Genomic DNA, 14,455 nt, shown 5'->3' on the forward strand with positions numbered 1-14,455 from the left:
CTTTTAAAAATATGGTGGCCACACCTAGAATTGACATCAAGGTGATAGGACACAGGGATTTTTAATCCAAAAAAAACCTGCATAAGGCACAGGCTTTTAAAAATATGGTGGCCACACCTAGAATTGACATCAAGGTGATAGGACACAGGGATTTTTAATCCAAAAAAAACCTGCATAAGGCACAGGCTTTTAAAAATATGGTGGCCACACCTAGAATTGAACTAGGGACACAGGGATTTTCAGTCCCTTGCTCTACCAACTGAGCTATGTGGCCTTAAAAAAGTAGCAATTATACCTGTAATTATCAATCTAGCAGTTAAATACTACTCGCCTAAAAATCTTTCGGCATCTAATGCCGCCATGCAGCCCGAGCCTGCTGAAGTGATGGCTTGACGATAAATATGGTCTGCCACATCGCCTGCGGCAAATACACCCTCAACACTGGTCTGAGTGGCATTGCCCTGTGTACCACTTTGCACTTGAATATAACCGTGATTCATCTCTAAACTGTCTGCAAAAATACCTGTATTTGGTGTGTGCCCAATGGCAATAAATACGCCGTGTACTTCAATATCTTTGGTGCTGCCGTCATTATTTTTTAATCGCAAACCTGTTACGCCAGCGTCGTCGCCTAACACCTCGTCAAGATTGTAATTGTATTCAATGGTAATATTGCCTGTTTTTGATTTCTCAATCAATTGATCAGATAGAATTTTTTCGCTGGAGAATTTATCCCGACGATGAACAATGGTTACATGGTCTGCAATATTTGATAAAAACAACGCCTCTTCCACCGCAGTATTACCGCCGCCAATTACCGCAACGCTTTGTCCGCGATAGAAAAACCCATCGCAGGTTGCACAAGCACTCACGCCTCTGCCTTTAAAAGCCTCTTCTGAGGGTAAGCCTAAATAACGCGCACTTGCTCCTGTGGCAATAATAACAGCGTCAGCGGTATAAGCCGTATCAGTGCCATTGAGTTTAAAAGGTTTAACGGAAAAATCAACCTCAGTAATACTGTCGTTGATGATTTCAGTATCAAAACGCTCAGCATGTTGTTGCATACGCGTCATCAAATCAGGACCTTGCACACCTTCGTTGTCACCCGGCCAATTGTCCACATCGGTGGTGCTCATCAACTGCCCACCTTGCTCCATACCGCTGACAATAACTGGATTAAGATTTGCTCTCGCCGCATAAACCGCCGCAGAATAGCCCGCTGGACCAGAACCAACAATTAATACTTTACAATGTTTATTTTTACTCATTGATATACCAACCCTTTATAATTACTGAAAATATAGATATTATAAAGTAAGCGTAAACCGCCTTGAAAAAAAATAACAAATCTAACGCCAATCGCGTCACTCAGCCTCGTCGAACCCGTGTAAAAAACGAGGTGCTCTTTATTTCACTCGTTGCCTTTAGTATGCTCTACTTGGCCGCGCTGATTACTTATTCGCCAACAGAAAACCCTTGGTCTGGCGTTGCGCTTAGCGAAACCACAAACAACTTAGCGGGTATTTTTGGCGCTTATCTGAGTGATATTTCTTTATCAATTTTAGGTTATGGTGCTTACTTAATCCCCACTTCGCTCATTTGGTTGGGCTACAAAATTCACAAAAGCACTGGAAAAACCCCAAACAGTCGTCTGATTGTTATCATTCGATTGTTTGCTGTTTTTATACTATTTGCCTCAAGCACAGCGCTACTAACACAGAATACTTCAGTTCCTGCTGGAGGCTGGGTTGGCGATATGATACACACTTACTTTAGTTCGCTATTTGGCTCAGCATCATTAATTGTTTATCTGAGTATTGCAATGATTAGCTTTAGCATTGCTAGCACCACCTCATGGGGCAATATCTTTGCCGCTATTGGCGATATATTTGGCGCATTATTCGCTAAATTTGCACAATCTCGTGCCAAATCCCGTATCAAATCTGAGGCAAAAAAAGCTGCCAAAGCCCTCGCTAAATCTCAACGAGTCAAAACCTCAAAACCCAGTGTGCTAAATAAAATAAAATTAGCCAAAAAGAACAAACCACCAAAGAAGACCAACGCCACAACACTAAATTCTAATTTATTTAATAACAAAACCCCAAGCGGGCTGCCTGATTTATCCCTACTTGATGAAATCAAAGCCAGTGTCAAAGGCTATTCTGATAAAGAACTTGAAGATATGTCTCGTCAAGTGGAGCTCAAACTCAAAGACTTTGGTTTTGATGTAACCACCACCACAGTAACACCGGGCCCTGTCATTACCCAATTCGAGTTATCGCTTGCGCCAGGCGTTAAAGTGTCTCAGATTATGAGCCTAAGCAAGGATTTAGCGCGTGCCTTATTGGTTGAAAGTGTGCGTATTGTTGATGTTATTCCAGGCAGACCGGTGATTGGCTTAGAGATTCCAAACACTGAACGAGAAATGATTGGGCTTAAGGAAATTTTATCTTCTGAGGTGTTCACCAACTCATCTTCTGTACTTACTGTAGCACTTGGCAAAGACATTAACGGGCAACCCACAGTGGCAAATTTGGCAAAAATGCCACATTTATTGGTGGCAGGTGCAACAGGAATGGGTAAATCCGTTGGACTGAATGCGATGATTTTAAGTGTGCTTTATAAAGCCACACCAGAGCAAGTACGGATGATTATGATTGACCCTAAAATCGTCGAATTATCTTGTTATGCAGACACACCACATTTGCTAACGCCTGTCATCACTGATATGAACCAAGCAGCAGCAGCATTGTGGTGGTGCGTAAATGAAATGGAGCGCCGTTACTTATTGTTGGCTAAATTTGGGGTGCGCAATATTGAAGGGTTTAACGAGAAACTTCAAAAATCTAAGAAAAAAGGCGAGCCATTACTTGACCCCTCTTTTAACGAAGCCACCGCTGAAAAAGGGGAAAGCGCACCAGAGCTAGAATCGTTGCCACTGATTATGTTAGTGATTGATGAATACGCTGATATGCTCGGCTCGCTGGCGCAAGAAGACCGTGCTAAAGCCAAACGCGTAGAAGCACTAATTATCCGACTTGGGCAAAAAGCGCGCGCAGCAGGCATTCACTTAATTATTGCCACCCAACGCCCTAGTGTTGATGTGATTACTGGGCTGATTAAATCCAATATTCCTTCCCGTGTTGCCTTTAAAGTTACTTCAAAAGTGGATTCTCGCACCATTCTTGATCAAGGCGGTGCAGAGCAGTTATTGGGCATGGGCGATATGCTCTATATGACACCAGGCCTCTCACATCTCATTCGTGTGCATGGTGCTTTTGTTGGTGATGATGAAATTGCACGGGTGGTTGGCTTCTTGCGTGAACACTCTGAAACCAATTATCTTAACAGCGTTGTAAATGCACATAGCGAGTCTGCCGATTCTCACGAAGGCACTGGCGAGGCTGGTGGTGAGATGGATGCACTATATGATGAGGCGGTACAGATTGTTACCACTTCACGCAAGGCTTCAATTTCAAATCTGCAACGCTGCCTACGCATTGGCTACAATCGTGCCGCACGCATTATTGAAGACATGGAAACTACAGGCGTTGTCAGCAGTATGAACAGCGCAGGCAATCGCCAAGTGCTAGCACCAGAGCCAATTAATGAGGATTAAGTAATGATTAAAATATTAACCCTAATATCTGTCTTATGGGCAAATGTAGCGTTTAGTGAGCGCAACCAGTTTTCTGAATTTTTTAACTCAATAGAATCGCTTAGTGCCAACTTCTCGCAAACAATTTACGATGAAGGTCTTACTTTACTAAGCGCAACAACGGGTAATTTTTCCTTTCAACGCCCGCAACAATTACATTGGCATACTGTAAGCCCCAACGAACAAATATTACTGCTAAATAACGACGAATTATGGCAAATTGATATCGAGCTTGAACAGGCTATTTTGCAACAAACAAAAGACTTTTCCAAAACACCGCTCTACTGGCTGATTAACAAACCCGATTCAATTAAAAATACGCCAAAATTCTCCCACCAAGAAGGCGATATTAACTGGTATTTAGCTGTAAATACGCACAGTCAGCCAATAGAGTTTGGCTTTATAGATGGATTATTACACGCCATTTCATTAGAAAACGAGCTTGGACAAATTGTTACCATTTCGTTTAAGCAATTGCGTGTTAATCCCAACATTCCAGCACAAGCCTTTGAATTAAGCGTCCCTAAAGACTTTGATATTATTAAGTAATATTATTTTTTTACAATAAACGCTTTAAACACAAACCACGCAAAAGCAAACACACCAACAGCAAAGACGGTATCGCCCGGCACTCTAGCCCATACCAGCGCATGCATAATATCACTTTGCATAAACTCGACACTGCGTGCGGAGACATAACTCTGTGAAATGCTTTGGTAGGTTTGCCATAAGCCTTGCGGCAACAAAGACAAAAATGTCATCATTGCTAAGCCGATATTAAGCGACCAAAAAGTAATTTTCAAGAGTTTAGTATCCCATTGTTTTATGTCGGTCAAGCCACGCATGGCATATAACATCAAACCAAGACCAAGCATCCCATAAACGCCAAATAATGCTGCGTGTCCGTGATTAGCGGTAATGTTCAAGCCTTGCATATAATAAAGGGCGATTGGCGGATTGATTAAAAAGCCAAACAAACCTGCGCCAACCAAATTCCAAAACAATACCGCACTAAAAAACATGAACGGCCAATGGTAATTTTCTTGCCAAGTTTGTTGATTTTCTAATTTTTTATGGTTATATGCTTCAAATCCAATTACCACTAATGGCACCACTTCAAGTGCTGAAAAACTCGCACCAACTGCCATAACTGAGATTGGTGTTCCACTCCAATATAGGTGGTGTAAGGTGCCCAATACACCGCCACCTAAGAAAATAATCGTGGTAAAGATTACCATTGTAGTTGCAACCGAAGTTCTTAATAGCCCCATACGCACAAACAAAACTGAAATAATTGCGGTGGCAAACACCTCAAACACACCTTCAACCCAAAGATGCACTACCCACCAACGCCAATATTCTATAATGCTTAAGTTAGTGTTTTTGCCCCACATAAACCCAGCAGCATATAATAAGCCGATAGAAACAGTGGCAAGCACGACAACAAATAAGAGTGATTTTAAATTTTTATCCTTAAAAGCAGGGATCAAAGCTCTTAACAATAAAACAACCCACAGCAATAAGCCAATAAATAAATAAATTTGCCAAAAACGCCCTAAATCAATATATTCATAGCCTTGATGCCCAAACCAAAAATTTAGGGTTAAATCCTCAATAAAACCATTTACTGCTAGCCATTGTCCTGCAAATGACCCCACCACAATTAGTAACAAACTAAAAAATAAAAAATTCACACCAAAGCGTTGAAATCTTGGTTCATGTCCTGAAATCAATGGTGCAACATAGAGCCCCGTTGCCAGCCAAGCAGTGGCAATCCAAAAAACTGCCAACTGTGTGTGCCAAGTTCTGGTGACCACATAAGGAATATAATTCGCAATATCAATACCATACAAACCCTGTCCATCTACAGCATAATGTGCGGTAATGATACCTAGCAACACTTGAGATACAAACAATGCAGTTACTACCCAAAAATATTTTGCGGTGGCTTTCATTGAGGGTGTTACTTTGTTGTTTTCAATAAAATCAGCCGTGGCAATGCCCTGCTCAGGTTCTGAATTTTGACGCCACTTGTCAAATTGAGAGGCGTAATACCAAACAATACCGCCAATACCTGCCAATAATAAAAAGATTGAAATAATACTCCATAGCAAAACTGAAGGAGGGGGTGTGTTACCTATTAATGGCTCATGCGGCCAATTACTGGTATAAGTAATATCATCCCCAGGACGGTTAGTCGATGCTGCCCATGCTGACCAAAAAAAGAATGCACTAAGTTTTCTGGCTTTTTCTTCATCAAGAATCATTTTAATTGGAAAAGCATAGTCTTCACGAAGCTGTTGGTATTTTTGCTTATTTGAGGTATATAGATCAATATAATGCCGCTGTGTTTCGACAATTGCCGAGGCGCGATCTTGACTAATAGTAACCACACCCGTTATATTATTATAGGTATTGGTTCGCATTTCATCTCGTAAAGTAATTTTGTGCGCTTCTCGTGTTTGGCGTTTATTATTTAAATAAAAGCCATTGGATTTTATAATACTTAACAAAGACAAAGCTTCACGATGTAGCCAATCTGCACTCCAATCAGGCGCTAAATAACCACCATGGCCCCAAATTGACCCCTGCTGCATACCACCTATAGTTTGCCAAATATTTTGTCCATCTTTAATATCTTGCTTGCTATAAACAACATCACCATTGATAATTTGCACTGCATTTGGTATGGGCGGTGCCTTCTGATAAATCTGCCCACCAAGGTATAACAAGGCAGAAAAAGACAAAACCAAACTAACAATCAGCGCTATCCACAATCTTTTAATGGTAAAAAAATCTGAATAATTTTTCATGAGACTCCTTAATAAAAAATGACCTTTATTGAGGTCGTTTTTAGTTTATTATTTAATTTTACTTGGTGGCTTAACCTGTTTCATTAGGTCATTATTCCACTCGCCTTCAACAGATACATGTGCCACACCACCTAACAAAACCGCTTCAATTAAGTTGTGATTAACATAGGCATAAATACCAGGCTGTTTAAAGGTATAAACTGCAGCCACTGCCTCACCACCGAGTACACTCCAAGTTTCTCTATCAACTGTTGGTGTGTTGTTAAACGAGCCACCTGACCACACTTGGTCGCCATGACCACCAATTAGGTGAATGCGTGAATCTTCATTTGCCTGGGAATGGATAAACAATACAGTTTCACCCACTTTGGCTTTCATTGCATTTTTACCCGTTAGTGCGCCTTTTTTTCCGTTATAAGTAATATGTGTTGGTACTAAATTTTTCATCACTTTTAAAGTATCATTCATAGAAACAACCGCATTAGGATAACGCTTATACTTGCCTTGTGCATCTTTTGGCACATACCAGCCCTGCTCGCCCACATAATAAGCTCGGTCATAAACTACTAGATTGCCCTTATTGTCTTTAAGTCCGTCTTTTGGCAAAATCATAATAGCACCATACATGCCTGAAACCACATGGTAAGGAATCATAACACCGCCTGGGGCACAATGATAAACATAAGTGCCTGGTCTGTCTGCTTTAAAGCGTAAAACCACCTCCTCTCCAGGCGCTACCTTGGTTAAGGCACCGCCACCTAGTGCACCTGTTGAGGCGTGAAAATCAATATTATGTACTAAAAAGTTGGTTTTCGGATTTTTGAGTGTTAATTCTACATAATCCCCCTCATGCACTACTATCAATGGACCTGGATTAGTACCAGCAAAAGTCATTGCCTGCACAAAAACCCCTGGCTCGACTTCAATTTCTTTTTCCTCGATGACCATTTCCATTTCAATAATTCTAGGCTTGCCTGAATAGCGCTGTTCGTGTTTTGGCAAGAAAGGGGGCGCAACCAATATTTGCCTCACACGCTCCAGACCTCTTAAGTTGGACTCAACACCAACACTGGCAATATAAGATTCTGCTCCCGCCTCTGCCATGGCAATATTTGATAATGACACTGACACTGATAAAGCTATGCTTAAACTTAATTTTTTAAATAGTTGTTTCACTTCTTTTCCCCTTATTTAATTCAACCAAGTCAAATCATACTATATCAATTATTGGTACTCATTGATATAAGTCAAGTGTTCAAGAAATTATAATATCTTCTAACTCAGATGGTTTAAGCAACACAATATGACTGCTGTCAACTGCTATCAAACCTTGTTTGGAAAGCTCATTGAGTGTGCGTGAAAGCGTTTCTGGCTTAATTGAGAGTTGTGATGCTAAGATATTTTTGGCAATAGATAAATCCACATTGTTTGATTTTTTTGCATTGGCAAGCAAAAACTTAATTAACCGATACTTACCATCATGCAAAACCAAATGATTGATCTCGCTCGTCGCCCAATGCAACCGTTGTGATAGTTTACCCATAATCTTAAAACAAGACTTGGTCGAGGATTCCAGTATTTTTAAATAACATCCAGTATTAACACGCAACACCCCACTGTGTCCTAATGCGCTTGCGTTTAAGGGATATTTTCTCTGCCTAAAAAACATTACTGCCTCAGCAAAACTATGCCCTGGTTGGATGACATCAACCACCTTTTCAAGCCCCTCTGCAGACAAAAATGCCAACTTTATCTTGCCACTGACTAACAAGAAAAAATCTTTTGCTATTTGCCCCTGTTCAAAAAGACGCTGCTGGTTTTCTACCTCAACAAAGGCAGAGAATCTGCTGATTTGTGCTAATTCATCCTCAGTAAAGCCAGAAAATAAAGCATTCGCCTGTAGAATTTTTTGATGCTCAGCACTTAGCATAGTTCGCTCCCTTGTTATCAATGATCAAGTTTTATTCGAATTGGAATATTGCCTGCGTTCTTAAATTTTAAACTAATATCTACAACCTTGACCTCACTTAAAGGCTTTTTTAAGCCCATAAACATAATATGATAAGACATCGGCTTTAGCATAAGCGTCTCTCCAGCTTTAAACACCTTGTTTGGTGTATGCATCATTTTTACAAAATTATCCACAACTTTGGTTTGATGTAATTCTACCCGTTTTGCTATTGGGCTTGAGACGCTGATAAGCACATCTTCTGCATTAGAAATATTGGTTATCTTGCCATAAGCGGCAGCTGATCTGGCATTTTTTGCGCCTTGATTCATATAAAAATCCTCAATCTTGATGGGTTTTGGTAACAATGAGCGTATATTGGCAATAAATTCTTTTTCAGTAGTGCCCGTATAGCCAAGGCTTCGTACATCGCCCTCAGTATCAATCAAGTATAAAACGATGCCGTGATTATAAACATTGGTAGTCGCATTTCGGGCATTACTTTTTTTGACCACACTGCGATAATCGACAAACTCAACTGGAATGTCTTCGGCAATTTTGGTATATTTCATTTGAAATAGCTCGGCAATTTGGTCAATATTTTCTCTGCTACCCGTTATACCTATAAAGTCCTTATTAAAATGCGCCATAAACTCTTTTAAATGTTGTGGTGTATCGTATTCTGGATCAATAGAGACAAATAAAATTTTGGTCTTTTTTTGTGCATACGCAGGCAATCCTTCATATACTTTTTTTAAATAACCCAAAGTAAAAGGACAAATATCAGGGCAGTTAGTGTAGCCATAACCCATCACTACAACATTTCCTTTGTAGTCATTGAATTGTATTTCTTTATTGTTACTGTCAATCGCACTAAAATTACCGCCGATACCGCTTAAAACAGGTAAATTTATCCCAGCATTTGTATTTAGTGCAATAAAAATTAATAGTAATATTATTATTTTCATAAATTATGCTGAGTTTTTTAACACTTTAGCAGGTTAGTTTATCCCAAGCCCCCATATCAGGTAGAAGCAGTCGTTCTTTGATGTTAAGTAGTTGGTAATTTCCACCCATTTCTTTCTTCATATCAACTGTCTGTTCAATCTTGGCAATCCCTAGCTTGCCCTTATTGGTAATGCCATTCCAACGGATAATAAGCACTATCCGTAAACTGTCTTTGGTGTTTTTTATTACTTCAATGCTGCGTAGTAAATACTGCCCAACACCCATCCATTCCTTATGCTTTGATAGGGCGGCTGATAATGTGCCTTGATACTGCTTTGCCCCTATTTGTAACTGATGCTTGGCATTATTAATCTTATTTTCAAACAACGCTGTATTACCATTTAAGTATGCTAGCCACTTATAAGCAAAATTTCGATACTGATAATGGTCTTTATCAAATGTGCTTGGTGTACTTATTGTATCAATTTCTTTGCTTTCTAATCTGTCAATTTTAATAAAATTGTTATTTTTATTCAAATCAAAAACAAAATTCTCATTGATTTGCTTGGTTTTTATTTGCTGATTGTGTAAATAATTAAAATGCACTTGAGTTACCAATATAAAGTGTTCCTTGTTTTTGTTCAACTGGGTGTCAATAATTTGTATACTTTGAATATTATCTGGATAATTATTTGTATGCTTGTTGTTCATTAATTTATCGTACCAACCCATAACCGAAGCAACAATTGTATTTAGATTTTTAGCATACGATTTTTCAGTGACCGCATAATTTGCTAGGACTGTATTTGGGAAATATAAAAATATCAAAAAGGATGCTTTTAGAATAGTATGCATTTATCTTGACCTATGGTTGTTTGTAAATATTATCCAAACTATAATTAGAAATATCCTTGACACAAGTCAAGCCTTCGTTTTTAGTTAAGACTTCTTGGTATTTTTTCGATACAAAGAGATGGTAATGCCGCCTAACACCAGTGCCATCAAAAACCATTGCAAAGCATAGCCCAGATGCTTATCAACACTGCCATAAAACGGTTGCCATTTGCGATAAAAGCCGTTGCTTTCTTTTGCCTCTAATTGTGCCAACATTGGCACGAGTTGATAATTTGACAATTGTGAAAGTCGTTCCATATTTAGAGACTGAATAAGCATTGGAAATGTTACACCAATGTCTTGTTGTTCAAACTTAATACGCTCTTTGGGCTTAATAAGCCCAACTTGAATGATAGTTTTGCTTTCGCCAATATTAGTATCGACCAATTTTTCACGATTGCCTCGCCATGGTACGAAGCCACGATTAACCAAAATGGCAGTTTTATTCTCAAGCACAAAAGGAGTTAAAACAAAATATCCAGCATTGCTATTAACAATTTGATTGTCATAAATAAATTGTTTGTTATTATCATAATGACCCTTAAGAATCACCTGATAATACTCTTTATCAGTAAGTTCGCTCACTTGCACGAACTCAGCAGAGTCTGATTGTGCGGCAATAATCTCAGCCTCTATCGCCCGCTTTTCGTCTGCACGCTCAAGTTGCCAAAACCCTAAGGACAATAACCCCCATAAAGTGAGCGTGATTAATATAGTGGGTAGGACGAATATGCGCTTAATCATTTCTGTACTACTGGTGCATCCACCATGACATTATTTGGCTCAATCCACCCCATATAACCAGCAAACATCACAAAAAGAAACAATACCACCGACAAGGTAACACGGGTTACCAAGGATTTAAACATCCTGTTTGAGCCTGCTTTTCCACCTTTAATCATGCCAACAAGCCCAAAGCCTAATGCCGTTAATATGGCAATAATAACAATAACGATTAAAACTTCTGTCATAAAAACTCCTGATATTTTTTATAAAAAGACCCCAGTTGAGGGGTCTTTTTATCAATAAATATGTACTTATTTATTTACAGCCAATATACAAAAATAAAGAGCCCTAACCACACCACATCCACAAAGTGCCAATACCAAGCAACACCCTCAAAACCAAAATGATTGTCTACGGTGAAATGACCTTTTTGTATGCGATACAAGATGACTGTCAACATAATGACACCAACTGTTACATGAAAGCCGTGGAAGCCCGTTAGCATGTAAAAGGTTGAGCCGTAGATGCCTGAGGTGAGTTTTAAGCCATCATAATAGGCGTGTCCGTATTCCATAACTTGAAAACCTAGGAAAGCTGAACCTAAGGCAATAGTTGCCACTAACCAGCCAATGATTTGATTGCGATGTCCAGCACGCAATGCATGGTGGGCGAAGGTTAGCGTTACCCCTGATAGCAATAACAACAATGTATTAAGTGCTGGTAAACCCCATGTATTAACCAATTGTGTTGGCACTGACATTTCGATACCTGACTGCAAAGTTGTGCCGGGTGTTGTGAAAGCAACTGTGTCCCATCCTGCTTTAAAGCCATTCCACAATTCTGGCGTATATATATTATTATCTGCACCGCCTAGCCACGGCACTGAAAGTTGCCTTGCATAAAACAATGCACCGAAAAAAGCGGCAAAAAACATCACTTCAGAGAATATAAACCAACTCATGCCCCAGCGAAATGAGCGATCAACTTGACTGTTGTAAATACCGTTTGTGCTTTCGCTAACCACTTGACCAAACCAACCAAACATCATAAATACTGTAATCGCAAAACCAAGTGCCATTACTGAGCCGCCCCATTCTACACCGTGCATCTGATTGGCAAAACCTACAAATAATGTCGCTACACCGATTGATCCAATAATCGGCCAGTAAGTGCCATCTGGCACATAATATGCTTGTTCCTTACTCATAACTTTCCCCTTCTAACTATCAAGTTTAAAAAAATTGTAAGACAAACTTATATCTTTGATGCGCTTGTCTAACTCTGGTTCAACCACAAAACGAAGCGTCATCTCAACCTCTTCATGTGGCTTAAATGTCTGCCTATTAAAACAAAAACATTCTAATTTCTTAAAATGCAGTGCAGCATCCGTTGGTGCTACACTTGGAATTGCTTGACCAATAACAGTTTCATCTGTATTGTTCTTAGCAATATAACTGGTGGTATAAAACTTACCAGGAACAACCATCATCGAATGCACCTTTGGCCCAAATTGCACTGGAAAACCACCCATCGTCATCGCAAAAAAACTGACCTCAACCTTACGCTGTTCATCAACCGCATAGGATTGTTCCGTATCTACTCTGCCCGTTGTACCGTTAAAGCCAGTAATCTCACAAAAAACATCGTAGATGGGTACCATTGCATAAGCAAAAGCAAACATCAATATCGGTGCTGAAAATAACTTAATCCAGAACCTTTTCGTTATTTTCTTCCGTTCCATATTAGCCAGTCGGATTAAACAACACGATGGTGGCTATAAATACTCCTATTGCTACAACACCGACAATGACCGCAGTCCTAACGGCACCTTTTCTCTTGTCTTCCATTAAGAATGCTGAGACTCTGCCTTAATCAACTTTCTTGATGGTGGCGTATTAAAACTGTGATATTGCGCTTTTGGCTCTAATGTCCATTCCAAACCTTTTGCACCTTCCCAAGGGCGTGAACTGGCTGGCTTGCCATTGCGAATACAATCAATCACAATATAAGTCAATAAAATGAACGATGCGCCAAATGCAAAACCACCAATGGAAGAAATAAAGTTAAAATCTGCAAACTGTAATGAATAATCAGGAATACGGCGTGGCATACCCGCAAGACCTAAGAAATGCTGAGGGAAAAACAATACATTAACTGAAATAACCGCCCACCAAAAGTGTATTTTTGCCAATTTTTCGTTATACATCTTGCCTGTCCACTTAGGCAACCAATAGAAGGTTGCCGCAATAATTGACCACAATGCACCTGTGACTAACACATAATGGAAATGTGCAACCACAAAATAAGTATCGTGATACTGAATGTCTGCCGGTGCAATACCTAACATTAAGCCAGAGAAGCCACCAATCGTAAACAAGAATACAAATGAAACTGCCCACAACATCGGTGCTTCAAAAGTCATTGACCCCCGCCACATTGTTGATATCCAGTTAAATACTTTAACACCTGTAGGCACTGCAATTAACATAGTGGCATACATAAAGTATAATTCACCTGCAACTGGCATACCCGTTAAGAACATATGGTGCGCCCATACAATGTAGGACAAAAATGCAATTGATGCTGTTGCATATACCATGGACGAGTAGCCGAATAATGGCTTGCGTGCAAAGGTTGGAATAATATGAGAAACCACACCAAACGCTGGCAAAATCATAATATAAACCTCAGGATGACCAAAGAACCAAAAAATATGCTGAAATAACACTGGGTCGCCACCGCCTGTGGCATCAAAGAACGCAGTGCCAAAGTTACGGTCGGTCAGCATCATAGTTACCGCACCTGCTAATACTGGCATCGCACCGATTAGCAAGAATGAAGTAATCAACCAAGTCCATACAAATAACGGCATATCCATTAGTTTCATCTCAGGGGCACGCATATTAAGCACGGTTGCAATAATGTTAATCGCACCCATAATTGACGAAAAACCTAATAAATGAACTGCAAAAATAAAGAAGTCCGTGCTGTCTGGTGCAAAGGTGGTTGATAATGGCGCATAGAAGGTCCAACCAAATGCCGGCGCACCACCTTCCATAAAGAAAGTGCTTAAAAGAATACCGCCAGCAAATGGCAGAATCCAAAATGACCAGTTATTCATTCGTGGTAGTGCCATATCAGGCGCACCCACCATCATTGGAATCAGCCAGTTACCCAAGCCAACAAAGGCAGGCATAATCGCACCAAAAACCATAATCAAACCATGCATGGTCGTTAATTGATTAAAGAACTGTGGTTCCATTAGTTGTAGTCCCGGCTGCAATAATTCAGCACGAATGCCCATTGCAAATGCACCGCCTACTAATAACATAGTAAAGGCAAACCACATATAAAGCGAACCAATGTCTTTGTGGTTTGTTGTCTTAACCCATCTCATCAAACCTTTTTCAGGTCCGTGATGATGGTCGTCGTGTGTAGCCTCTATTGTTGTTGCTGTTGTCATAATAT

The 14,455-nt window shown here is 39.9% G+C and carries 13 protein-coding genes and 1 tRNA gene; 2 read left to right on the top strand and 12 right to left on the bottom strand.

Annotation, left to right across the window (positions count from 1 at the left end; all coding sequences use genetic code 11):
* Positions 1-198: 198 nt before the first annotated feature.
* Together CRYPD_RS01795 and trxB are read right to left on the bottom strand one after the other, a co-directional pair.
* Positions 199-274: transfer RNA gene (locus CRYPD_RS01795), tRNA-Phe, on the bottom strand.
* 49 nt (positions 275-323) lie between these two features.
* Positions 324-1,268, bottom strand: a complete 945-nt coding sequence (gene trxB / locus CRYPD_RS01800; protein WP_138145867.1) for a thioredoxin-disulfide reductase — start codon at positions 1,266-1,268, stop codon at positions 324-326.
* Positions 1,269-1,330: 62 nt separating this feature from the next.
* On the opposite strand from trxB, the gene CRYPD_RS01805 reads away from it, so the two are divergent.
* Positions 1,331-3,619 (top strand): DNA translocase FtsK, encoded by a 2,289-nt coding sequence (locus CRYPD_RS01805; protein ID WP_138145868.1) that lies wholly within the window; start codon positions 1,331-1,333, stop codon positions 3,617-3,619.
* Between the two features lie 3 nt (positions 3,620-3,622).
* A complete protein-coding gene (lolA, locus tag CRYPD_RS01810) occupies positions 3,623-4,207 on the top strand; it encodes an outer membrane lipoprotein periplasmic chaperone LolA (protein WP_138145869.1) in 585 nt (194 codons plus the stop codon).
* Between the two features lie 2 nt (positions 4,208-4,209).
* On the opposite strand, the gene CRYPD_RS01815 is transcribed toward lolA, so the two are convergent.
* From CRYPD_RS01815 to ctaD, 10 genes are all read right to left on the bottom strand, one after another.
* Positions 4,210-6,471, bottom strand: a complete 2,262-nt coding sequence (locus CRYPD_RS01815; RefSeq protein WP_138145870.1) for a nitric-oxide reductase large subunit — start codon at positions 6,469-6,471, stop codon at positions 4,210-4,212.
* 48 nt (positions 6,472-6,519) lie between these two features.
* Positions 6,520-7,575 (bottom strand): copper-containing nitrite reductase, encoded by a 1,056-nt coding sequence (gene nirK / locus CRYPD_RS01820; protein ID WP_138145906.1) that lies wholly within the window; start codon positions 7,573-7,575, stop codon positions 6,520-6,522.
* A 151-nt stretch (positions 7,576-7,726) separates the two neighbouring features.
* Positions 7,727-8,401, bottom strand: a complete 675-nt coding sequence (locus CRYPD_RS01825; RefSeq protein ID WP_138145871.1) for a Crp/Fnr family transcriptional regulator — start codon at positions 8,399-8,401, stop codon at positions 7,727-7,729.
* 17 nt (positions 8,402-8,418) lie between these two features.
* On the bottom strand, positions 8,419-9,387 hold the full coding sequence (locus tag CRYPD_RS01830) for an SCO family protein (RefSeq protein WP_138145872.1): 969 nt from the start codon (positions 9,385-9,387) through the stop codon (positions 8,419-8,421).
* A gap of 25 nt (positions 9,388-9,412) precedes the next feature.
* Positions 9,413-10,222, bottom strand: coding sequence for a hypothetical protein (locus CRYPD_RS01835; RefSeq protein WP_138145873.1), 810 nt, complete (start codon positions 10,220-10,222; stop codon positions 9,413-9,415).
* A gap of 84 nt (positions 10,223-10,306) precedes the next feature.
* Positions 10,307-11,005, bottom strand: a complete 699-nt coding sequence (locus tag CRYPD_RS01840) for an SURF1 family protein (protein ID WP_171004278.1) — start codon at positions 11,003-11,005, stop codon at positions 10,307-10,309.
* The gene (locus tag CRYPD_RS01845; RefSeq protein ID WP_138145874.1) at positions 11,002-11,232 is read right to left on the bottom strand and encodes a twin transmembrane helix small protein; all 231 of its coding nucleotides are present in this window, start codon (positions 11,230-11,232) and stop codon (positions 11,002-11,004) included. Before CRYPD_RS01845 ends, CRYPD_RS01840 begins: the two co-directional genes overlap by 4 nt.
* Before the next feature lie 74 nt (positions 11,233-11,306).
* Positions 11,307-12,194, bottom strand: coding sequence for a cytochrome c oxidase subunit 3 (locus tag CRYPD_RS01850; RefSeq protein WP_138145875.1), 888 nt, complete (start codon positions 12,192-12,194; stop codon positions 11,307-11,309).
* A 12-nt stretch (positions 12,195-12,206) separates the two neighbouring features.
* A complete protein-coding gene (locus tag CRYPD_RS01855; protein ID WP_138145876.1) occupies positions 12,207-12,728 on the bottom strand; it encodes a cytochrome c oxidase assembly protein in 522 nt (173 codons plus the stop codon).
* Positions 12,729-12,833: 105 nt separating this feature from the next.
* Positions 12,834-14,450 (bottom strand): cytochrome c oxidase subunit I, encoded by a 1,617-nt coding sequence (gene ctaD, locus CRYPD_RS01860; RefSeq protein WP_138145877.1) that lies wholly within the window; start codon positions 14,448-14,450, stop codon positions 12,834-12,836.
* Positions 14,451-14,455 lie beyond the last annotated feature (5 nt).

Source organism: Bathymodiolus heckerae thiotrophic gill symbiont (assembly GCF_900180345.1).
In the GTDB taxonomy this organism is placed as follows: domain Bacteria; phylum Pseudomonadota; class Gammaproteobacteria; order PS1; family Pseudothioglobaceae; genus Thiodubiliella.

Coding starts and splice junctions, on each gene's coding strand:
- trxB (WP_138145867.1), bottom strand. CDS start 1,268: ATGAGTAAAAATAAACATTGTAAAGTATTAATTGTTGGTTCTGGTCCA.
- lolA (WP_138145869.1), top strand. CDS start 3,623: ATGATTAAAATATTAACCCTAATATCTGTCTTATGGGCAAATGTAGCG.
- CRYPD_RS01815 (WP_138145870.1), bottom strand. CDS start 6,471: ATGAAAAATTATTCAGATTTTTTTACCATTAAAAGATTGTGGATAGCG.
- nirK (WP_138145906.1), bottom strand. CDS start 7,575: ATGGCAGAGGCGGGAGCAGAATCTTATATTGCCAGTGTTGGTGTTGAG.
- CRYPD_RS01825 (WP_138145871.1), bottom strand. CDS start 8,401: ATGCTAAGTGCTGAGCATCAAAAAATTCTACAGGCGAATGCTTTATTT.
- CRYPD_RS01830 (WP_138145872.1), bottom strand. CDS start 9,387: ATGAAAATAATAATATTACTATTAATTTTTATTGCACTAAATACAAAT.
- CRYPD_RS01835 (WP_138145873.1), bottom strand. CDS start 10,222: ATGCATACTATTCTAAAAGCATCCTTTTTGATATTTTTATATTTCCCA.
- CRYPD_RS01840 (WP_171004278.1), bottom strand. CDS start 11,005: ATGATTAAGCGCATATTCGTCCTACCCACTATATTAATCACGCTCACT.
- CRYPD_RS01845 (WP_138145874.1), bottom strand. CDS start 11,232: ATGACAGAAGTTTTAATCGTTATTGTTATTATTGCCATATTAACGGCA.
- CRYPD_RS01850 (WP_138145875.1), bottom strand. CDS start 12,194: ATGAGTAAGGAACAAGCATATTATGTGCCAGATGGCACTTACTGGCCG.
- CRYPD_RS01855 (WP_138145876.1), bottom strand. CDS start 12,728: ATGGAACGGAAGAAAATAACGAAAAGGTTCTGGATTAAGTTATTTTCA.
- ctaD (WP_138145877.1), bottom strand. CDS start 14,450: ATGACAACAGCAACAACAATAGAGGCTACACACGACGACCATCATCAC.